We start from the raw sequence: 25,336 nt of genomic DNA, 5'->3' as shown, positions 1-25,336 counted from the left end.
GGACGCCGTGCCTTGCCGCCAGACCCGATCTTCCTGCCCGTGCGCGGCAGGAAACGTCATCGGGGCTCACCCAGAACCGTCGGCATGCTGCTGAACGTCGCCGATCCGGTCAGGGAACGTTCTGTCACACGATAATCCGCCCTTCCGCCTAACGCCCTGACGGAGATCTTCCGATGACTGCGATCGACACCGACCTGAACGCCTACTCCGATGCCACGATGGTCGCACCGCTCGACCCGGCGAAGGATGGCGGCAAGAGGGAAATCGTCTTCGTCGACTCGAGTGTCGCGGATGCAGCCACTCTCGCACTCGAAGCGGCAGCGCAGCGTCCGGGCGCGGAAGTGGTGCTGTTCAACGGCCACGGCAACGGCGTGCAGGAAATCGCCAGTTTTCTCGCCGCGAACAACATCACCGGCCTCGATGCGGTCCACATCATGAGCCACGGCACGACCGGCGCGGTGACGCTCGGCACCGAAACCCTGGATGACGCGACGCTCGCCTCGCAGAGCGCCAGTCTCGCCGAAATAAGCGCCGCGTTGAAGCCGCAGGGCGACATCCTGCTGTACGGCTGCGACACCGCACAGGGCAGCACCGGGCAACACTTCATCAACGGTTTGTCCGCCATCACCGGCGACGTGGTGGCCGCCTCGACCGACCTCACCGGAAGCGCGTCGCTGGGCGGCAACTGGAACCTCGAAGCCTCCACCGCGCCGGTCGCCACCTCCGCCATCGCGGTCACCGCGTATGACGGCGTGCTGCTGTCGCCGGTCACCATCACCCCGGAGCCCGCCGGCGGCAACTACGCCGTCAACTACACGGTCAACTACGATATTTCCGGTAGCCCGGTAGCTGTCGACACCATCATCGCCGTGACCGAGGCTGGCGTCTACACCGAGAGCGGCAACTACACCGGGGGCTCGCTGGAGTTCCGTACCACCGACAACACCGCCAGCGACGCCCTCGACATTGCCCGGACGGGAACGGCTTCCGTTGTCGCGGGCGCCTTGTCGGTATCTTCCGGGGGCACGGTCTCTCTAGGCAACGGCACCACCGCCGACCCGATCGGCTCTGTCAGCGGCGCGGGCACCGACGACTTCCTGATCAGCTTCACCAGCGCGCTTGTCACTGACGCGGCGGTGCAGGGCCTGGCCCGCATGGTCACCTACAGCGACGGCATCGGCGGCGCCGGCCCCACGCCTGGTGGCACCGATGCCGTGACCATCACGGCGACCGAGACCGGGGGCGTCACGACTTCGTTGAGTACGCATATTACGTTCAGCAACAGCAATGGCGCCGACGCCGCCCCGACGCTCACTCTGAATGCACCGGCTAGTGCTACGGATATTGTCATCGCCGGATCGGCACAGGTGGTCGATCCGGGACTTACCCTGGCAGGGGGCACCATGACCGCGGCGTCGGTGGTGGTGCAGAATTTCCAGGCGGGCGACGTGCTGGGCTACACCAACGCAGGCAGCCTGACCGGCAGTTTCAGCACCAGCACTGGTGTTCTGACCGTCACCGGCAACGGTACGACGGCCCAATACCAGTCGTTCCTTCAAGGCGTGACCTTCGGGACGACCAGCGCGGTGACCACGCCCCGCTCGATCAGCTTCGTGGCGGGCAGCGGCCTGTACGATAGCGCCAACGGCCATTTCTACGAGTACATTCCGAGCGCTGGACTGACCTGGGACGATGCGGAAGTGGCGGCGTCGCAGCAGACCCTGTACGGCATGCAGGGCTATCTCGCCACCGTGACCTCGGCCAGCGAGAACAGCTTCATCCAGATGAAATTGACCAGCACGGGCTGGATGGGCGCTTCCGACGCACCCCTGTCCCCCACCAACAGCACAGACACGAGCAGCCTGGCGATCGGCCACTGGCACTGGGTCACGGGGCCAGAAGGCCTGACGGTAGGGACCGACGGCCTGCCCGGCAGTTACTTCTTCCAGGAGACAGCGGGTGCAGGCTCCGACAGGCCGTGGCCCAGCGCAGGCGGTGGGGGCGTAGATGTGAACGGCAATTACGAGAGCTTCAACCCCGGGGAGCCGAACGACAGCACCGGGGAGTCCTATGCAGAGTACTACCAGGACGGCTCATGGAACGACCTTCCCGACGGCGCGAATCTACCCGGTTACGTCGTCGAGTTCGGCGGAATGCCGACCGATCCCACCCTGAATTTCACGGCAAACGCGACGGTCGATGTGACAGCGGTCACGGTGTCGCAACCCCTGCTGGCGGCCGCCTCGGATAGCGGCAGTTCCAGCAGCGACGGCGTCACCAGAAACACGACGGCGACCTTCACCGGAACCGCGACCGCCAATGCTCTGGTGACCCTGTATGTTGGCAGCACCGTGCTCGCCAGCGGCTCCGCCGATAGCGGGGGTGCCTGGTCCATTGTGACCTCTCTTGTCCAGGGCGCCTACGTCGTTACAGCGAAAGCAACGTTTGGTGGCGTGACCTCAAGCGCGTCTGCCGCGACGAACGTGACCATCGACACCACGGATCCCACGGTGGCGATCGGCGCAATCGGGCCCATCACGGTCGGCGACGCCGCTGGTGGCACGTCCGGCACGACGCCCACGATCAGCGGCACCGTGAGTGACTTCTCGCCCGCCGGCATGACGGTCGTGGTCACCACCGATGGCGTCAGCCACGCCGCAACCGTCACCGGCGGCGTCTGGAGTTTCATCGAGCCGACGGCGCTGTCGCACGGCCCGCACAGCGTGACCCTTGCCGCGACCGATCTCGCCGGCAATGTCTCTCTCCCTGGCCCGACGACCACGCTGGTCGTGGATGCGCCGCCAACCGTCGGTAATTTGCCCGGCCTGTCCCAGCAACTGGTCGCGAACACCGAAACGATCCAGTGGACCGAGGGTACCCGCACGACGCTGAACCAGCAGCTCTATTCGAGCGACTCCGATAGCGACCCCGCCACCTGGAGCATCGCGACGCAGGCAGCCCACGGGACCGCCACGGTGTCCGCGACCGGACTGGTGGGCTACACCGCGATTGCCGGCCAGACCGCCGCCGACAGCTTCGTGGTCGCGGTGACCGATGGCTTCGGCGGCACCGCCACCGAGACGATCAGCACCAGCATCATTCCGGCAGCACCCGGCTCGGTGATCCTGGACCCGGATAGCGACAGTTCCGGCGGCAGCGATATCACCGACCTGAACCGGCCGCTGGTGACCGGGACCGGCGATGTCGGCGACACCATCACGCTGTACAACGGCTCGACCGTGCTCGGCAGCACGACCGTCCTCGGCGATGGCACCTGGTCGGTGAGGCCCGCGCTTCCCCTGGCCGACGCGGCGTACAACCTCACCGCCACCCAGACAGATGCCGCCTATAGCGTCTCGGCACTCTCGACGCCCCTCGCGGTGACCATCGAGACCGTGGCGCCGACGCCGGGCGTCCTGGTGCTGGCGCCGGCGAGCGACAGCGGCGTCAAGCTCGACAGCATCACCAACGTCACCGACCCGGTCATCACCGGCACCGGTGGCATCGGCGACAGCATCGCGTTGTCGGACGACGGCAACGTGGTGGGCGTCGCCCTGGTGGATCAGAGCGGCACGTGGGCGCTGCCGCTGAGCGGCCTCAGCGATGGCCTGCACGTGCTGACCGCCGTCGATACCGATGTCGCCGGCGACGCCTCCGCCACCTCGCCCGCGCTGAACCTGCACATCGTCACCTCGACCGCGGCTCCCGGCGCACTGGCCCTGGCGCAGGCGAGCGACACCGGCTTCTCGAACAGCGACGACATCACCAAGGTCACCACGCCAACCATCAGCGGCACCGGTGTCGACGGCGACGTGGTCACGCTGCGTGACGGCGCCACCATCGTCGGCAGCGCCACCGTGGCGGCCGGCGCCTGGGCGATCACGACCACCAGCCTGGCGGCGGCCACGCATACGCTGACCAGCACCGAGACCGACGTCGCCGGCAATGTCTCGGTCGTGTCCACGGGCCTTACCCTGACCATCGACTCCACCATGCCGGCGGCAACGTCGACGCCGGTCCTGGACCATGCCAGCGACAGTGGCGCGCCAGGTGCCAACACCACCAATCATGCCAGCCCGCTGATCACCGGCACCGGCATCATAGGCGACCTGGTTACGCTGAATGACGGCGGCACCGTTCTTGGCAGCGCCACGGTCACCGCCGGCGGCACCTGGGGGATCACGCCCGGCACGCCCCTCGGGATCGGCTTGCACACGCTGACCAGCACCGAGACCGAAATCGCCGGCAATGTCTCGGTCGCGTCCGGGCCGCTCGCACTGACCATCGAGACCTCGACCCCGCCGCCCGCCGGCCTGACGCTGGCGACCGCGAGCGACAGCGGCACCTCGCACAGCGACCGCATCACCAACATCACCACCCCGGTCATCACCGGCACCGGCGCCAATGGCGACGTGGTCACGCTGTTCGAGGGAACCACAAGTCTCGGCAGCGCCCTGGTCACTGCCGGCGCGTGGTCGATCACCAGCGCCAGCCTAGCAGACGGCCAGCACACCCTGACCGCAACCGAGACCGACGCCGCCAACAACATCTCGCCGGTGTCCGTCACACCGCTGGTAGTGACCATCGAGACCTCGACCACGGCGCCGGATGGCCTGACGCTGTACCCCGACAGCGACAGCGGCACCAAACTCGACGACATCACCAACGTCACCATCCCGGTCATCACCGGCACCGGCGCCAACGGCGACGTGGTCACGCTGTACGAGGGAAGCACCAGTCTCGGCAGCGCCCTGGTCACCGCCGGCGCGTGGTCGATCACGAGCAGTACCCTGACGCCCGGCGCGCACACCCTGACCGCCACCGAGACCGACGCCGCCGGCAACTCCTCAGCGGTGTCCACAACACTCACGGTGAACATCGAGAACACGCTCCCGCTGCCCACCTCGACGCCGCTCCTGGACTCGCACAGCGACACCGGCACCTCGCACGGCGACGGCATCACCAGCGTCACGCAACCGCTCATCACCGGCACCGGTGTCGTCGGCGACGTGGTCAGGCTGTACGACACGGGCAACGTTCTTGTCGGCAGCGGCACGGTCACCGCCGGCGGCACCTGGGGAATCACGCCCGGTACGCCGCTCGCAGCCGGCACGTACTCCCTGACCACCACCGAGACCGACGTCGCAGGCAATATCTCGCCGGTGTCCGCAGCGTTCGCGCTGATCATCGAGACCTCGACCACGGCACCGACCGGCCTGATCCTGGCCCCCGGGAGCGACACCGGCGCGGCCGGAGACGACATCACCGACAACACCACGCCGTTCATCAACGGCAGCGGCGCCACCGGCGACGTGGTCACGCTCTATGACGCCGTTGCCGGCATCGTCGGGTCCGGCGCGGTCACCGGTGGCGCGTGGTCGATCATGACCAGCACTCTGGCGCCCGGCCCGCACACCCTGACCGCCACCGAGACCGACGCCGCCGGCAACACCTCGGTGGTGTCCACGGCACTCGGGTTGACCATCGACACCGACATCCCGGCGACCACGTCGACCCCGGTCCTGGATGCGGGCAGCGACAGCGGCAGCTCGAACAGCGACAACATCACCAAGGTGGCCACCCCGCTGATCACCGGCACCGGTGTGTCCGGCGACGTGGTCAGGCTGTACGACGCGACCAGCACCCTGCTTGGCAGCTCCACCGTCACCAACCTCGGCACCTGGGCGATCACCAGCGCGCACCTGACAGACGGCGTGCACTCCCTGACCAGCACCGAGACCAGCACCGCCGGCGATGTCTCGCTCGCGTCCGGGGCGCTCTCGCTGACCATCGACACCGCGATCCAGGCGCCGCCAGCAGGCCTGACGCTGGCCTCCACGAGCGACAGCGGCTTCTCGAGCAGCGACGACATCACCAACATCACCACGCCGGTCATCACCGGCACCGGTGTCACGGGCGACGTGGTCACGCTGCATGACGGGCTCGGCGCCTCCATCGGCTCCGCCACGGTGGCCAACGGCGCCTGGACGATCATGACCACGGCGCTGGGAGACGGCCCGCATACACTGATCGCCAACGAGACCGACGTCGCCGGCAATCTCTCGCTCGCGTCCGCCACACCGCTCGTGGTGACCATCGACACTGTGGCCCCGGCGGCTCCCTCCGGCCTGTCGTTGTTTGTCACGGACGATAGCGGCGCGCATGGCGACGGCATCACCAACGTCACCACGCCGCGCATCGACGGCAACGGTATCTTCGGCGATCTGGTCACGCTGTATGATGCGGGCACCGCGGTCGGCAGCGCCACGGTCGACGGCCCCGGCCATTGGTCGGTCACCAGCACCGCCCTGCTGGCTGGCGTATACTCGCTGACCGCCACCCAGACCGATGTCGCCGGCAATGTCTCGGCCGCATCGGCACCTTTCGCATTGACCGTCGAGACCCTGGCCCCACCGCCGGCCGGCCTGACGCTGGCAGCCACAAGCGACAGCGGCATCTCGGACAGCGACGACATCACCAACGTCACCACGCCGGTCATCACCGGAACCGGCGTCACCGGCGACGTGGTCACGCTGCTCGACGGCATCAACAATCTCGGCAACGCAACCGTGGTGGGCGGCGCCTGGTCGATTACCAGCGCCGCGCTGGGGGTAGGCGCGCACACGCTGACCGCCACCCAGACCGACCCCGCCACCAATGTCTCGGTGGCGTCCGCACCTCTGGTGGTGACCATCGAGAGCGTTGCCCTGCCGCCGGCTGGCCTGGCGCTGGATCCTTTGAGCGACAGCGGCATCTCCAGCACCGACCGCATCACCAACGTCGCCACCCCAGTCATCAACGGCACCGGCGACACCGGCGACGTAGTCACGCTGTATGACGGCGGCAGCAACGCCGTCGGCTCCGGCCTGGTCACCGCCGGTGCGTGGTCGATCATGACCACCACCCTGGCCGCCGGCTTGCACACGCTGACAGCCACCGAGACGGATGCCGCCGGCAACGTCTCCACCGCCTCGACGACCCCGCTGGTCCTGGACATCGTCACATCCACCGCGGCCCCCGGCCTCCTGACCCTGGCGCCGAACAGCGACAGCGGAACCAAGCTCGACCACATCACCAGGATCACCACGCCGGTCATCACCGGCACCGGTGTCATCGGCGACGTCGTCACGCTGCATGACCTTGGCAACAGCGTCGGCTCCGCCACGGTCAGCGGCGGCGGCACGTGGTCGATCACCACCAGCACCCTGGCCGCCGGCGTGAACACGCTGTCCGCGACCGAGACCGACGTTGCCGGCAATGTCTCGCAGGCCTCGCCATCGCTCGCTTTGACCATCGTGACCTCGACCCTGGCGCCGCGCGCCCCGACCCTGAGCCCCGCCAGCGACAGCGGCTTCTCGAACATCGACGGCATCACCAACGTCACCAGACCGCTCATCACCGGCACCGGTCTTGCGGGCGACACCGTGACGCTGCGCGACGGCGCGACGACGGTGGGGCTTGCCTTGGTGGGCGCCGGCGGCACCTGGTCCGCCATTACCTCCACCCTCGGGGCCGGCCCTCACGTCCTGACCGCGACCGAGAAGGACGTCGCCGGCAATATTTCCACGGCTTCGCCTGCGCTGAACCTGACCATCGACACCACGATCCCGGTGGCCGCGTCGACACCGGTGCTGGCGGTTGCCAGCGACACCGGCGTGACCGGTGACAGCACCACCAACCTCACCACGCCGGTCATCGGCGGCAGCGGTGTCAGCGGCGACCTGGTCACGCTTTATGAAGGTAGTGCCGTCCTCGGCACCGCCACGGTGGTGAACAGCGCCTGGGCGATCACCAGCAGCGTCCTGACCCCCGGCACGCACACGCTAACCGACACCCAGACCGAGATCGCCGGCAATGTCTCGGTGGCTTCCGGAGCGCTGACGCTGGTCGTCGACACCACCATCCCGGTGGCCGCATCGGCGCCGGTGCTGAGCGTGGGCAGCGACAGCGGCGTCTCGAGCAGCGACAACATCACCAACGTCACGCGCCCGACCATCACCGGAACCGGCCTTTATGGCGACGTGGTCACGCTGCTTGACGGAAGCGTCGGCGTCGGCAGCATCGCGGTTGCTTCGGACAACACGTGGTCGATCACGAGCAGCCTCCTTGCGGAAGGCCTGCACAGCCTGACAACGATCCAGACCGACTATGCCGGCAATGTGTCGCCCGCATCCGCAGCGCTGACGGTGACCGTCGACACCACGGCACCGGCGGTCCCGGTGATCACCTCGCATGCGCTGACCAACGCGCCCGCGCCGGTGCTCACCGGCACCGCCGAGACCGACGACACCGTCAGCGTCACCGTCGACGGCGTCACCTACAGCGCCGTAGCCACCGGCGGCTTCTGGAGCGTCGACCTCGCCACCGCCACGCCGGTCAGCGGCCTCCCGGTGATACTGAACACCAACGGCGCCAACACCGTCTCTGTCAGCGCCAACGATCCCGCCGGCAACCCCTCTGCGACCGCGGCAACCCAGACGCTGGTTATCGACACCACGGCGCCGGCGGTCCCGGCGATCACCTCGGCCGGGCTGACCCACATCGCCGCGCCGGTGCTCACCGGTACCGCCGAGACCGACGATACCGTCAGCGTCACCGTCGACGGCGTTACCTACAGCGCCGTCGCCACCGGCGGCCTCTGGAGCGTCGACCTCGCCACCGTCACGCCGGTCAGCGGCCTCCCGGTGATACTGAACACCAACGGCGCCAACACCGTCTCCGTCAGCGCCACCGATCCCGCCGGCAACCCCTCGCTGACCGCGGCGACCCAGACGCTGGTGATCGACACCACGGCACCGGCGGTCCCGGTGATAACCTCGCATGCGCTGACCAACGTCGTCGCGCCGGTGCTCACCGGCACCGCCGAGACCGGCGACACCGTCAGCGTCACCGTCGCCGGTGCCACCTACAGCACCACCGCCACGAACGGCAGCTGGAGCATTGACCTCGGCAGCGCCCACCCGGTCAGCGGCACCCTGGTGCTTGCCGAGAACGGCGCCAACACCGTCTCCGTCAGCGCCATCGATCCCGCCGGCAACCCCTCGGCGACCGCGGCAACCCAGACGCTTGTGATCGACACCACGGCGCCGGTGGTCCCGGCGATCACCTCGGCCGCGCTGACCGACGTGCCCGCGCCGGTGCTCACCGGCACCGCCGAGGCCGGCGACACCGTCACCGTCATCGTCGCCGGCGCGACCTACAGCGCCATCACCAATGGCGGCCTGTGGAGCGTCGACCTCGCCACCCCGCCTGCCAGCGGCACCTTGTTGCTGAACATCAACGGCGCCAACAGCGTCTCCGTCACCAGCACCGATCCCGCCGGCAACCATTCGCCAAATGCAACGCAGACGCTGGTCATCGACACCACCGCGCCGGTCATCCCGACGATCACCTCGGCCGCGCTGACCAACGTGGCCGCGCCGCTGCTCGCCGGCACCGCCGAGGCCGGCGACACCGTCAGCGTCGTCGTCGCAGGCGCCACCTACAGCTTTATCACCAGCACCAATACCTGGAGCGTCAACCTCGCCAGTGCGGTGCCGACCAGCGGCACCCTGGCGCTGGTCGCCAACGGCACCAACCTGGTCTCCGTCACCAGCACCGATCCCGCCGGCAATCTCTCGTCGATCGCGACCCAGACGCTGGTTATCGACACCACCGCGCCGGTCATCCCGACGATCACCTCGGCCGCGCTGACCGACGCGCCTGCGCCGGTGCTCACCGGCACCGCCGAGGCCGGCGACACCGTCACCGTCGTCGTTGCCGGCGCCACCTACAGCACCACCGCCACGAGCGGCAGCTGGAGCATTGACCTCGGCAGCGCCCACGTGGCCAGCGGCACCCTGGCGCTTGCCGAGAACGGCGCCAACAGCGTCTCCGTCATCAGCTCCGATACCGCCGGCAACATCTCGCCGATCGCGACCCAGACGCTGGTGATCGACACCACCGCGCCGGTGGTCCCGACGATCACCTCGGCCGCGCTGAGCGACGCGCCCGCACCGGTGCTCACCGGCACCGCCGAGGCCGGCGACACCGTCAGCGTCATCGTTGCCGGCGCCACCTACAGCTTTATCACCAGCACCAATACCTGGAGCGTCAACCTCGCCAGTGCGGTGCCGACCAGCGGCACCCTGGCGCTGGTCGGCAACGGCACCAACCTGGTCTCCGTCACCAGCACCGATCCCGCCGGCAATCTCTCGTCGATTGCGACGCAGACGCTGACCATCGACACCACCGCGCCGGTCATCCCGACGATCACCTCGGCCGCGCTGACCGACGCGCCCGCGCCGGTGCTCACCGGCACCGCCGAGGTCGGCGACACCGTCAGCGTCATCGTTGCAGGCGCCACCTACAGCTTTATCACCAGCACCAATACCTGGAGCGTCAACCTCGCCAGTGCGGTGCCGACCAGCGGCACCCTGGCGCTGGTCGCCAACGGCACCAACCTGGTCTCCGTCACCAGCACCGATCCCGCCGGCAATCTCTCGTCGATCGCGACGCAGACGCTGGTCATCGACACCACGGCGCCGGTGGTCCCGACGATCACCTCGGCCGCGCTGACCGACGCGCCCGCGCCGGTGCTCACCGGCACCGCCGAGACCGGCGACACCGTCACCGTCACCATCGCCGGCGCCACCTACAGCACCATCGCCACCAGCGGCGCCTGGAGCGTCAATCTCGCCAACGCCTTGCCGGCCAGCGGACCCCTGGCGTTGAACGTCAACGGCACCAACGCGGTCTCGGTCAGCGCCACCGATCCCGCCGGCAACCCCGCAGCGGCCGGGGCAACCCAGATCCTGACCATCGACACCACGGCGCCGGTGGTTCCGGCGATCACCTCGGCCATCCTGGCCAAAGTGGCCGCGCCGACGCTCACCGGCACCGCCGAGACCGGCGACACCGTGAGCGTCACCGTCGGCGGCGCCATCTACAGCACCATCGCCGCCAGCGGCACCTGGAGCGTCAATCTCGCCAGCGCCTTGCCGGCCAGCGGCACCCTGGCGCTGAACGTCAACGGCACCAACGCGGTCTCGGTCAGCGCCACCGATCCCGCCGGCAACCCCGCATCGGCCGGGGCAACCCAGATCCTGACCATCGACACCACGGCGCCGGTGGTGCCGACGATCACCTCGCATGCGCTGACCAACGCGCCTGCTCCGGTGCTCACCGGCACCGCCGAGGCCGGCGACACCGTCAGCGTCACCATCGCCGGCGCCACCTACAGCGCCATCAACAGTGGTGGCATCTGGAGCGTCGACCTTGCCACCCTGCCTGCCAGCGGCACCCTGTTGCTGAACATCAACGGCGCCAACACCGTCTCCGTCACCAGCACCGATCCCGCCGGCAACCACTCGCCGGTCGCAATCCAGACGCTGACCATCGACACCACGGCGCCGGTGGTCCCGGCGATCACCTCGGCCGCGCTGACCAACGTGGCCGCGCCGCTGCTCGCCGGCACCGCCGAGACCGGCGACACCGTCAGCGTCACCGTCGCCGGCGCCACCTACAGCACCATTGCCACCAGCAGCGGCTGGAGCGTCGACCTAGCCAGCGCCGCGCCGACCAGCGGCCACCTGGCGCTGAACACCAACGGCACCAACACCGTCTCCGTCAGCGCCACCGATCCCGCCGGCAACCCGGCGCCGAGCGCGGCAACCCAGACGCTGACCATCGACACCACGATCCCCCCGGCTCCCCTGGCCCTGACCCTGTCGTCACTCAGCGACACCGGCGTCCAGGGCGACAACGTCACCAGCGTCACCACGCCGGTCATCACCGGCACCGGCATCAGCGGCGACGTGGTCACGCTGCGTGACGGCAATACCAGCGTCGGTAGTGCCATCGTCAGCGGCGGCATCTGGTCCGTCACGACCAGTCCACTCGCGGCTGGCCTGAACACGCTGACCGCGACCGAGACCGACCTTGCCGGCAATGTCTCGCCGGCTTCCGCCCTGCTCACCCTCAACATCGTGACCTCGACGCCGGCTCCGACGCTGACCTTGAGCGCCGGCAGCGACAGCGGCTTCTCGAACAGCGACGGCATCACCAACGTCACCACGCCGATCGTCACCGGCACCGGCAGCGCAGGCGACACCGTGACGATCCGCGACAACGGGTCTGCGGTCGGGCTCGCCCTGGTGGGCGGCAACGGCGTCTGGTCCGCGATCACCACCCCCCTGGCGGCCGGCCCTCACACCCTGACCGCGACCGAGGTGGACGTCGCCAGCAACGTCTCCACGGTTGCGCCCGCGCTCTCCCTGACCATCGACACCACGATCCCGGTGGCTCCAACCGGCCTGACGCTGTTGCCCGCGAGCGACAGCGGCTCCTCGAACGGCGACCGCATCACCAACTTCACCACGCCGACCATCACCGGCACCGGTATCAGCGGCGACCTGGTCACGCTGTATGACGGCAGCACCAGTGTCGGCACCGCCACCGTGGTCGACAACACCTGGACGATAACGACGACCAGCCTGGCAGCCGGACAGCGCACGCTGACCAGCACCGAGACCGAGATCGCCGGCAATGTCTCGCTGCCCTCCGCATCGCTCGGGCTTACCATCGACACCGCCATCCCGTCGGCACCGGCCGGCCTGACCCTGTCCTACGCGAGCGACAGCGGCACCAAGGGCGACTTCATCACCAACGACACCACGCCGGTCATCACCGGAAGCGGCGTCACCGGCGACGTGGTCACGCTCTACGACGGCAGCACCAGCGTCGGCAGCGCCACGGTCGTCGCCGGCGCCTGGACGATCATGACCGGTACCCTGGCGGCCGCCCCGCACATCCTGACCGGCACCGAGACCGACATCGCCGGCAATGTCTCGCTCTCGTCCGGATTGCTCGCGCTGACCATCGACAGCACCCTCCCGGCGGCACCCTCCGGCCTGACCCTGTTGCCCGCAAGCGACAGCGGCACCAAGGGCGACTTCATCACCAGCAACACCAATCCGGTCATTACCGGCAGCGGCGTCAGCGGCGACCATGTCACGCTGCTCGACGGCAGCACCAACGTCGGCACCGCCACGGTCGTCAACGGCGCCTGGTCGATCATCAGCGCCACCCTGGCGCCCGGTCCGCACACTCTGACCAGCACCGAGACCGACTTCACCGGCAGTGCCTCGCTCGCCTCCGGATCGCTCACGCTGGCCATCGACACCACGATCCCGGCAACGCCATCCGGCCTGACGCTATCACCCGCGACCGACAGCGGCCCGCAGGGCGACGGCATCACCAATGCGACTGCGCCGATCATCACCGGCACCGGCGACACTGGCGATGTCGTCACGCTGTATGACGGCAGCACCGATGTCGGCAGCGCCATTGTCGCCAACGGCGGCTGGACCATCCAGAGCGCCACCCTGGCAGCCGGCGTCTATCCGCTGACAGCCACCGAAACCGACGCCGCCGGCAATGTCTCGCTGGCGTCGACGCCACTCGGGCTGACCATCGACCGCACCATCCCGGCAATTCCGTCGACCCCGGTGCTGAATGCCGGCAGCGACAGCGGCACCTCTGGCGACAACATTACCAGCCACACCACGCCGAGGTTCGACGGCACCGGCGTGGCGGGCGATATCGTGACCGTGCTGGATGCCGGTATCTCGATCGGGTCGGCTGTAGTTGCAGTCGGCGGCGCCTGGGCGGTCACGGCCAACGCGCCGCTGGCAGCCGGCACCCACACGCTGACATCCTTCCAGACCGAGGTCGCCGGCAATGTGTCACCCACGTCCGCCGCACTCTCGCTGATCATCGAGACCTCGACCCCGAAACCAGCCGGCCTGACGCTGGCGTCTGCGAGCGACACCGGCGTGAAGGGCGACAACACCACCAGCGACACCACGCCGACGATCACCGGCACCGGCACCAGCGGCGACGTGGTCACGCTCCGTGACAACACCGCCGTTGTCGGCAGCGCCGTGGTCACCGGTAGCGGCTGGACGATCACGACCAGCACACTGTCGAGCGGCGCGAATGTCCTGACCGCCACCGAGACCGATGCCGCCGGCAATGTCTCGGACGTGTCCGACCAGCTCTCGCTGTCCATCGACACCACGCTCCCGGCAGCTCCCTCCGGCCTGGCCTTGTCGCTGGCGAGCGACACCGGCGTGACCGGCGACGGCACCACCAACGTCCGCACGCCGGTCATCACCGGCAGCGGCGACAATGGCGACCTCGTCACGCTGTCTGACGGCAGCACCGCTGTCGGTAGCGCCACGGTGGCCAACGGTATCTGGGCAATCACCACCACCTCACTGGCGGCCGGCTCGCACTCGCTGACCAGCACCCAGACCGACTACGTGGGCAACGTCTCGGTCGCGTCCGCACCGCTCGTCATCAGCATCGACACCACCATCCAACCGCCCACATCCGACCTGACGCTGGCACCCGCGAGCGACAGCGGGGCTCATGGCGACTTCATCACCAACGACACCACGCCGGTCTTCACCGGTATTGGCGTGTCGGGCGACACCGTGACCCTGCTGGATGGCGGCCTCTCCATCGGCACCGCGATCGCGGGCCTCGGCGGCGCCTTCTTGATCACCGGCAGCGCGGCGTTGGCCGCAGGTCAGCACACGCTGACAACCACCCAGACCGACATCGCCGGCAATGTCTCGGTCGCGTCGGCACCGCTCGTCATCAGCATCGACACCACTATCCAACCGCCCACATCCGGCCTGACGCTGGCACCCGCGAGCGACAGCGGCGCCCCGGGCGACTTCATCACCAACGTCACCACGCCATCCATCACCGGAACCGGCGTGGAGGGTGACACCGTGACACTGCTGGACGGCGGCGCAGCCATCGGCACCGCGACCGTGGCACCCGGCGGCGCCTGGTCGGTCGCCGGCAGCACGGCGCTGGCAGCCGGCTCGCACACGCTGACAACCACCGAGACCGACATCGCGGGCAATACCTCGGTCGCGTCGGCACCGCTCGTCATCACCATCGACACCGCCCGTCCGGCGGCACCCTCTGGCCTGGCGCTATCGGCGCTGAGCGACAGCGGCGTGCCTGGAGACCAGGTCACCAACGCCACCACGCCGGTCATCACCGGAACCGGCGTGGCGGGCGACACCGTGACACTGCTGGATGGCGGCGTCGCCATCGGCACGGCGCTCGTGGGCGACAACGGCCAATGGTCGGTCCGCAGCACCGCAACGCTCGTGGCCGGCCCGCACACGCTGACAACCACCCAGACCGATATCGCCGGCAACGTCTCGAGCGCGTCCCTGCCATTCACGCTGGTCATCGAGACCACCGCCCCGGCACCGGCAGGGCTGACGCTGGCGATCGCAAGCGACACCGGGAACTCGCACAGCGACGGCATCACCAGCGTCGCCACGCCGATCGTCAACGGCACCGGCGCCAGCGGCGACGTGGTGACGCTGCATGACGGCGGCACCACCCTCGGCAGCGCCATCGTCAACGGCGGCCTGTGGTCGATCACCAGCACCACACTGGCCGTCGGAACGCACACGCTGACCGGTACCGAAGCCGACGCCGCCGGCAACGTCTCGGATGTGTCGTCGCCGCTCGTGCTGACCATCGAAACCCTGGCCGCACCGCCGGACGGCCTGGCCCTGGCGTTTGCGAGCGACACCGGCATCAAGGGCGACAGCATCACCGGCGTCGGAACGCCGGCCATCAGCGGCACCGGCGCCAATGGCGATGTGGTCACGCTGCATGACGGCAGCACCAGCGTCGGCAGCGCCACGGTGGCGGGTGGCGTCTGGACGATCACGACCAGCGCCCTGGCGAATGGCGCGCACCTGCTGACCAGCACCGAGACCGACCTCGCCGGCAATGTCTCGCTCGCCTCCGGATCGCTCGTGGTCACCATCAAGACCTCGACCCCGGCGCCGGGCGTCCTGACGCTGCTGCCCGCGAGCGACAGCGGCGTGGCCGGAGACCGCATCACCAACGTCACCACGCCGACCATCACCGGAACCGGCGAAAACAACGACGTGGTCACGCTCCATGACGGCAGCACCGCTGTCGGCAGCGCCACGGTTGTGGGCGGTGTCTGGTCGATCACGACCAGCGCCCTGGCGGCCGGCCCGCACACCCTGACCGGCACCGAGACCGACGTCGCCGGCAACGTGTCGACCGCGTCCGGATCGCTCGTGCTGAACATCGACAACCTCGCCCCGGCGCCGACATCCGCGCCGACGCTGGCGCCCGCGAGCGACACCGGCGTGCTGCTCGACGACATCACCAACAACAGCATGCCGTCGATCACCGGCACCGGCGTGGCGGGCGACACCGTGACCCTGCTGGATGGCGGCATCGCCATCGGCACGGCGCTCGTGGCCGTCAACGGCAACTGGTCGGTCAGCGGCACCGCGGCGCTCGCTGCCGGCCAGCACACACTGACGACCACGCAGACCGACATCGCCGGCAATGTCTCGGCAGCGGCCGGACCACTGCTGCTGACCATCGACAACACCACCCCGGCACTGTCGTCCGTCCCGGCGCTGCAGTCCGGCAGCGACAGCGGGCTGCAGGGCGACAACCTCACCAACGTCGCCACGCCGGTCATCACCGGAACCGGTGTCAGCGGCGATGTGGTCACGCTGTATGACGGCAGCACCGATGTCGGCAGCACCGCAGTGGTGGACGGCACCTGGGCAATCACGACCACCACCCTGTCCGCCGGCCTGCACAGCCTGACCAGCACCCAAACCGACTATGCCGGCAACGTCTCGCCGGCGTCCGGAGCGCTTGCACTCGCCATCGACACCACGCTCCCGTCAGCCACGTCCGCCCTGACACTGGCGTCCGCGAGCGACAGCGGCGCAGCCGGAGACGACATCACCAACGCAACCCGGCCGGCGATCACCGGCACCGGAGTGGCAGGCGACACCGTGACGCTGCTGGATGCCGGCATTTCCATCGGCACGGCGATGGTGGGCCTGGACGGGAGCTGGTCGATCAGCGGCACCGCGGCGCTCGCGGTCGGCCCGCACACGCTGACAACCACCCAGACCGACACCGTCGGCAATGTCTCGGCTGCGTCCACCCCGCTCGTGCTGACCATCGAAACCGTCGCCACGGCACCAGCCGGCGTGACGCTGAGCCCCGACAGCGACAGCGGCACGAAACTCGACAACATCACCAGGACCAGCACGCCCGTCATCACCGGCACCGGCACCAGCGGCGATGTCGTCACGCTCCTCGACGGCATCACCCCTGTCGGCACCGCCACGGTCACCGGAGGAGCCTGGTCGATCACGAGCACGCTGCTCGCCGATGGCGTGCACACGCTCACCAGCACCGAGACCGACCTCGCCGGCAATATCTCGCCCGCGTCCGCATCGCTGCAGGTGACCATCGACAGCTTCGCCGCGGCGCCGGCCGGCCTGACGCTGGACCCGGGCAGCGACAGCGGCCTGCCCGACGGCAATGTCACCAACGTCGCCATTCCGGTCATCGACGGCACCGGCACCAGCGGCGACGTGGTCACGCTGTACGACGGAACCACCAGCGTCGGCACCACCACCGTCGTCGGCGGCGCCTGGGCGATCACCAGCACAACGCTCACCAATGGCGTGCATGCCCTGACCGCCACCGAAACCGACGCCGCCGGCAATATCTCGGGCGCGTCCCCCACGCCGCTCTTGCTGACCATCGACAACACGACGCCGGCAACCCCGTCGGCCCCGGTCCTGGCCGTTGGCAGCGACAGCGGCACGGTGGGGGACAACATCACCAACTTCACCAGCCCGCTGATTACCGGCACCGGTGTCAGCGGCGACGTGGTCACGCTGTATGACGGAGACAGCACCGTCGTCGGCACCGCCACGGTCATCGGCGGCAACTGGGAGATCACCGGCAGCACACCGCTTGCAAACGGCCTGCACACGCTGACCAGCACCGAGACCGATCTTGCCGGCACCGTCTCGCTGGTGTCCGGGGCGCTGGCGCTGACCATCGACAGTACCGCCCCGGTGAATATCCTGGCCCCGGTCCTCGACCCGGGCAGCGACAGCGGCACCAAGGGCGACGACATCACCAAGGTGACCACGCCGATGTTCACCGGCACCGGCACCACCGGCGACCTGGTCACCCTGTATGACGGAACCGCCAGCGTCGGCACCGCCACCGTCGCCGGCGACGGCACCTGGGCGATCACGAGCACCGTCCTGGCAGCCGGGGCGCACAGCCTGACCACCATAGAGACCAACATCGCCGGCACTGTCTCGGGAACGTCCGGACCGCTCGTGCTGACCATCGACACCACCGTGCAGGCGCCTCCCGCCGGCCTGGCGCTGGCAGCCGCGAGCGACAGCGGCACCCAGGGAGACGGCATCACCAGCGACACCACGCCATTCATCGACGGCACCGGCGTGGCGGGCGACATCGTCACCCTGCTGGATGGTGGCGTCTCCATCGGCACGGCGACCGTGGCGGACGACGGCACCTGGTCGGCCACGGGTATCGTGGCGCTGGCAGGCGGCCTGCACACCCTGACCAGCACGGAGACCGACGTTGCCGGCAACGTGTCGGCGGTGTCCGCGTCGCTCGGGCTGACCATCGAGACCTCTACCCCGGCACCGGCCGGCCTGACCCTGGCACTCTCGAGCGACAGCGGCGTGACCGGCGACGACATCACCAAGATCACCACGCCGGTCATCGACGGAACCGGCACCAGCGGCGACGTGGTCACGCTTTACGACGGCGGCACCAGCATCGGCACCGGCACGGTCGCCGGCGACGGCAGCTGGGCGATCACCAGCGCCAACCTGGCCGTCGGTCCGCACAGCCTGACCGCCACCGAGACCGACGTGGCCGGCAACCCCTCGGCCGCATCCGCGCCGCTCGGCGTGACCATCCAGATTTCGACCCCGGCGCCGACCGGCCTGATGCTGTCTGTCGCGAGCGATAGCGGCGTGACCGGCGACAACACCACCAGCGACACCACGCCGGTCATCAGCGGCATCGGCACATTCGGCGACGTGGTCACGCTGTTCGAGGGCGGCACCAGCATCGGCAGCCCTGTCACGGTCGCCGAAGACGGCACCTGGTCGATCACAAGCTCACCCCTCGCGGCCGGCCAGCACACGCTGACCAGCATCGAGACCGACGCCGCCGGCAATGCCTCGGGGGTGTCCGGGTCGCTCGTGGTGACCATCGAGACCACGGCCCTGCCACCGGACAACCTGGCGCTGGCAGCCGCGAGCGACAGTGGCACCCGGGGCGATCACATCACCCGCGTCACCACGCCGATCATCACCGGCACCGGTACCAGCGGCGACGTGGTCACGCTGTTCGACGGCAGCGCCACTGTCGGCAGCGCCACGGTGGCGGGCGGCGTGTGGTCGATCACCAGCGGCACCCTTGCGGAGGGCGGTCATACGCTGACCAGCACCCAGACCGACGTCGCCGGCAATGTCTCGGCCGCGTCCGGATCGCTCTCGCTGACCATCGACACCAGCAGCCCGGCAATTCCCTCGACACCCGTGCTGGACCCGGGAAGCGACAGCGGCGCAGTCGGACGCGACTTCACCAACAACACCACGCCGGTCATCACCGGCACCGGTGTCAGCGGCGACGTGGTCACGCTGTATGACGGCGGCACTGGCGTCCTCGGCAGCGCATTGGTCGATGGCGACGGCGCCTGGACAATCACGAGCACCCTCCTGGCAGCCGGCCCGCACACCCTGACCAGCACCCAGACCGACGCTGCCGGGAATGGCTCGACCGCGTCCGGATCGCTCCTGCTGACCATCGAGACCTCGGCGATGGCACCTTCCGGCCTGGCCCTGTCGATCACGAGCGACAGCGGCGTGACCGGCGACGGTATCACCAACGTCACGTCGCCGGTCATCACCGGAACCGGGGTGAACGGCGACGTGGTCACGCTCCACGACGGCAGCGCCAGCGTCGGCAGCACCACCGTGGCCGACGGCATCTGGGCGATCGAGAGCACGACCCTGGCCGCCGGCCCGCACAGCCTGACAGCCACCGCAACCGATCTTGCCAACAACATCTCGGGCGCGTCCGATCCGCTCGCGCTGAGCATCGACACCACCGTCCAGCCGCCCACATCCGCGCCAACGCTGTCGCCCGATAGCGACAGCGGAACCAAGGGCGACGGCATCACCAACATCAACACGCCGGTCATCACCGGCACCGGGGTGGCGGGCGACACCGTGACCCTGCTGGATGGCGGCATCTCGATCGGCACGGCGACCGTGGCAATCGACGGCACCTGGTCTGTCACCGGCAGCGTGCCGCTGGCCGCCGGTTCGCACAGCCTGACAACCACCGAGACCGACGTCGCCGGCAATATCTCGGCCGCATCCCGACCGCTCGCCCTGGTCATCGACACCACGCTACCGGCAGCACCCTCCGTGCCGATGCTGGCAGATGCGAGCGACAGCGGCGCCAAGGGTGACAACACCACCAACCTCACCACGCCAGTCGTCACCGGGACCGGCACGGCAGGCGACACCGTGACCCTGCTGGATGGCAACCTGTCCATCGGCACGGCACTGGTGGACAACACCGGCGCCTGGTCGGTCACCAGCTCGTTCCTGTCCGATGGCGTGCACTCGCTGACCAGCACGGAAACCGATATCGCCGGTAATTCTTCACCCGCATCCGGGTCGCTCTCGCTGACCATCGACACCGCGACCCCGGCGACGCCGTCCGGACTGGCGCTGGATCCCGGGAGCGACAGCGGCACGGCTGGCGACGGCATCACCAACGTCACCACACCGGTGATCACCGGTAGCGGTGTCGATGGTGACGTGGTCACGCTGTATGACGGGATCAGCCACGTCGTCGGTTCCGCGACGGTGACGGACGGCGCCTGGACGATCAAGGCCACCGCCCTGACAGCCGGCAAGAACAACCTGAGCAGCACCGAGACCGACGCTGCCGGCAATGTCTCGCTGCGGTCCTCGACACCGCTCGTGGTGACCATCGACACCCTGCTCCCGGGGGCTGCTTCGACCCCGGTGCTGTCGTTGGCCAGCAACAGCGGCTCTACACTCGACAACACCACCAACGTCGCCACGCCGGTCATCACCGGCACCGGAACGGCGGGCGATGTCGTGAACCTGCTGGATAACGGTCTCTCCATCGGCACGGCGCTGGTGGACAATACCGGCGCATGGACGATCACCAGCAAGTCCCTGGCCGATGGCGTGCATTCGCTGACCAGCATCGAAACCGATAACGTCGGCAACGTCTCGCCCGCATCCACGGCACTTCTGCTGACCATCGACAGCGTGCTCCCGGGGCCCGCTTCGACTCCGGTGCTGTCGTTGGCCAGCAACAGCGGCTCTACACTCGACAACACCACCAACGTCGCCACGCCGGTCATCACCGGCACCGGAGCGGCGGGCGATGTCGTGAACCTGCTGGATGGGACGAACTCCATCGGCACGGCGACGGTGGACAACACCGGCGCATGGACGATCACCAGCTCATTCCTGGCCGATGGCGTGCATTCGCTGACCAGCATCGAAACCGATAGCATCGGCAATATCTCGCCCGCATCCACGGCACTCCTGCTGACCATCGACAGCGTGCTCCCGGGGCCCGCTTCGACTCCGGTGCTATCGTTGGCCAGCAATAGCGGCTCGACACTCGACAGCACCACCAACGTCGCCACGCCGGTCATCACCGGCACCGGAACGGCGGGCGATACCGTGACCCTGCTGGATGGGACGATCTCAATCGGCACGGCGCTGGTGGACAATACCGGCGCATGGACGATCACCAGCAAGTCCCTGGCCGATGGCGTGCATTCGCTGAGGAGCATCGAAACCGATAGCGTCGGCAATATCTCGCCCGCATCCGCGGCACTCCTGCTGACCATCGACACCGTGCTCCCGGCGGCATCGTCGATCCCGGTGCTGTCGTTGGCCAGCAACAGCGGCTCGACCCTCGACAACACGACCAACGTCACCACGCCGGTCATCACCGGCACCGGAACGGCAGGCGATGTCGTGAACCTGCTGGATGGGACGATCTCCATCGGCACGGCGACGGTGGACAACACCGGCGCATGGACGATCACCAGCAAGTCCCTGGCCGATGGCGTGCATTCGCTGACCAGCATCGAGACCGATAGCATCGGCAATATCTCGCCCGCATCCACGGCACTTCTGCTGACCATCGACACCGTGCTCCCGGCGGCATCGTCGATCCCGGTGCTGTCGTTGGCCAGCAACAGCGGCTCGACACTCGACAACATTACCAACGTCACCACGCCGGTCATCACCGGCACCGGAACGGCAGGCGATACCGTGACCCTGCTGGATGGGACGAACTCCATCGGCACGGCGACGGTGGACAACACCGGCGCATGGACGATCACCAGCAAGTCCCTGGCCGATGGCGTGCATTCGCTGACCAGCATCGAGACCGATAGCATCGGCAATATCTCGCCCGCATCCACGGCATTCCTGCTGACCATCGACACCGTGCTCCCGGCGGTATCGTCGACCCCGGTACTGTCGTTGGCCAGCAACAGCGGCTCGACCCTCGACAACACGACCAACGTCACCACGCCGGTCATCACCGGCACCGGAACGGCAGGCGATGTCGTGAACCTGCTGGATGGGACGATCTCCATCGGCACGGCGCTGGTGGACAACACCGGCATCTGGTCGGTCACCAGCTCGCCCCTGGCAGCCGGCTCGCACACGCTGACAACCACCGAGACCGACAGCGCCGGGAATGTCTCGGCTCCATTCGGCTCGCTCGTGCTGACCATCGACACCGCGATCCCGGAGACCCCGTCGACAGCAGTCCTGGATCCCTCGAGCGATACCGGACTTGCCGGCGACGATATCACCAGCATGACGATGCCGCTCATCACCGGCACCGGCGTGGCAGGCGACATCGTGACCCTGCTGGATGGCAGCCATCCCATCGGCAGCGCAACGGTCGACGTCAACGGCAACTGGTCCGTCACCAGCACGCCCCTGGCTGCCGGCCCGCATTCGCTGACCAGCACCGAGACCGACATCGCCGGCAACGTTTCGGTTGCCTCCACGGCGCTCGTGCTGATCATCGACACCGCACACCCGGCGGCCCCGTCGACCCCGGTACTGTCGCCCGCCAGCGACAGCGGCGTGACAGGCGACAACACTACCAATGCCACCACGCCGGTCATCACCGGGACCGGCGTGACGGGCGACACCGTGACCCTGATGGATGGCGGTTCCTCCATCGGCAGCGCGACGGTCGACATCAACGGCGCCTGGGCGATCACCAGTCTGTTGCTGGCCGACGGCCCGCATTCGCTGACCGGCACCGAGACCGACGTCGCCGGCAATGTCTCGGCCGCGTCCGCACCGCTTGTGCTGATGATCGACACCGTGACCCCGGTGGCCGCGTCGACCCCGGTGCTCTCGCCCGCCAGCGACAGCGGCGTGGCCGGCGACGACATCACCAACGTCACCACGCCGGTCATCACCGGCACCGGTGTCGTCGGCGACACCGTGCAACTTCTCGACGGCGGCACCCTCGTCGGCACCGCGATCGTCGGCGGGGATGCAAGCTGGTCGATCGTGACGAGCGCGCTTGCCGACGGCAGCCATGCGCTCACCACGGTGCAGCTCGATCCCACCGGCAACCAGTCGCCGGCCTCGACGGCGCTCACGCTCGAGATCGACAACATCGCGCCAGCCGCCACCAGCCTGAACCAGACCGCGGCGACCGGACTGGTCGGCGCCGCCTTGGTCGGCAGCACGGTCACGTTGTCTTCGGGAGACACCACGCTCGCCACCCTCGACACCGACGCCGGCGGCAACTGGGGGTTCCGGCCATCCACCCTCGCAGCCGGCTCCTATACGCTGACGGCAACAGTGACGGACACGGTCGGCAACGTGTCGGCCGCGTCCGGCACGCTTGCGGTCATCGTGGCGGCGGATCACAGCTTCACCGTCAGCGCCACCGTCGACGGCCTCCCCTCGGCGTCGGCCTACAGCAACACCGACATGCTGCTGACGCAGGTGGCGACCCAGCCCGACGCCAGCGTGATAGAGCAGAACTTCACTCCGAGCGGGGCACTGATCGCGGCCACAACCAAGAACTCGATCGGATGGGTCACCCAGACCGTCACGCCGACCTCGACTGTCCGCAACATCTACGACACGACAGGATTGCTGATCGGCACCGTAAGCGAAGCCGGATCGGCGACCGGCATCGCGCCGGCAAATTACCTGACGGCAGCGAGCAGCGGCGGCGCGAGCACCGTGACTGACGCAACTCCGAACACCATCAGCCTGTCGTCGGGAAACCAGGCACTGCTGCTTGGCGGCAGCGATACGGTGCAGATCGGCCGCGGCGACGACACGATCACCGCCGGTGGCGCCGCCTCGGTTTCCGCAGGTTCGGGCAACCTCACCTTCTACGGGGGCGTCGGCGTCAGCACGGTCAGCGGTGGTTCCGGTTCAGCCACCATCAGCGGCGGCAGTGGTGGCGGTCAGTTTGCGGGCGGATCGCGCGGCAGCAACCTGCTGGTGGCCGGTAGCGGCAACACCACGCTCAACGGCGGCAGCGGCGGCAGCAACGTCATGTTCGGCGGCACCGGGAACACGACGATCGTCGGCGGCAGCGCGGGACAGGACACCATCGTCGGGGGCTCGGGCACCGGCAGCATCGTCACCGGGCGTGCCGACGTCGTGTTCACCGGCAGTGGCCAGTCCACCATCTACGGGAGCACCGGCGGCTCCAACACCGTGATCGGAGACGGCAACGATGAGATCGTGGGCAACGGCGGGCACAACGCGTTCTTCGGAGGCTCCGGTCACGACACCATGTTCGCGGGCGACGGCGGCAATGCCTTGATCGCAGGCACCGGGACTTCGGTGATGGTGGGTGGCTCGGGCAGCACCGACTTCATTGGAAGCGCCGGGGCGGCGAGTGTCTACGGCGGAGCCGGCAACGATACCGTCTGGAGCGGCACCGGCGAGATGAACGCAACGCTCGGCAACGGCGCCGACACGATCATCCTCCAGCCGGGTGCTGCGGCGATCGTCGGTGGCACCGGTGCCGACCTGTATGATGTGATCAATGGAAATGCCGGCGGGCATGACGTCATCACCGGCTTCAAGACCGGCAGCGACACCATTGCACTGTATGGGTACGCCCTCCCGACTACGATCACCGTCTCCGGTGGAAATACCATGCTGGGCCTGAGCGACGGCACCACCATCACACTGCTTGGCGTCAGCCACCTTCCGCCAGGCGCCGTTGTCTAGGCCGCTGGGGGGCCATTTGGAACAAGGTGCGGCCGAAGGGCGTTCCCCCCGGGATCATGGGAGGACCCGGCCATCGCGACCCGTCCGACCGAGTTGCCACTCGCAGA

The 25,336-nt window shown here is 68.6% G+C and carries 1 protein-coding gene; it reads left to right on the top strand.

Annotation, left to right across the window (positions count from 1 at the left end; all coding sequences use genetic code 11):
* The first annotated feature begins 173 nt into the window (after nt 1–173).
* On the top strand, nt 174–25,229 hold the full coding sequence (locus FE263_RS15170; RefSeq protein WP_138326873.1) for an Ig-like domain-containing protein: 25,056 nt from the start codon (nt 174–176) through the stop codon (nt 25,227–25,229).
* Nucleotides 25,230–25,336 lie beyond the last annotated feature (107 nt).

This window comes from Lichenicoccus roseus (assembly GCF_005844085.1).
Classification (GTDB): Bacteria; Pseudomonadota; Alphaproteobacteria; order Acetobacterales; family Acetobacteraceae; genus Lichenicoccus; species Lichenicoccus roseus.
The sequence above is the reverse complement of the archived record's forward strand: the minus strand, read 5'-3'. Positions and strand labels throughout refer to the sequence as shown.

What these genes read in the sequence shown, in the direction of transcription:
- FE263_RS15170 (WP_138326873.1), top strand. Translation starts at nt 174, where the DNA reads ATGACTGCGATCGACACCGACCTGAACGCCTACTCCGATGCCACGATG.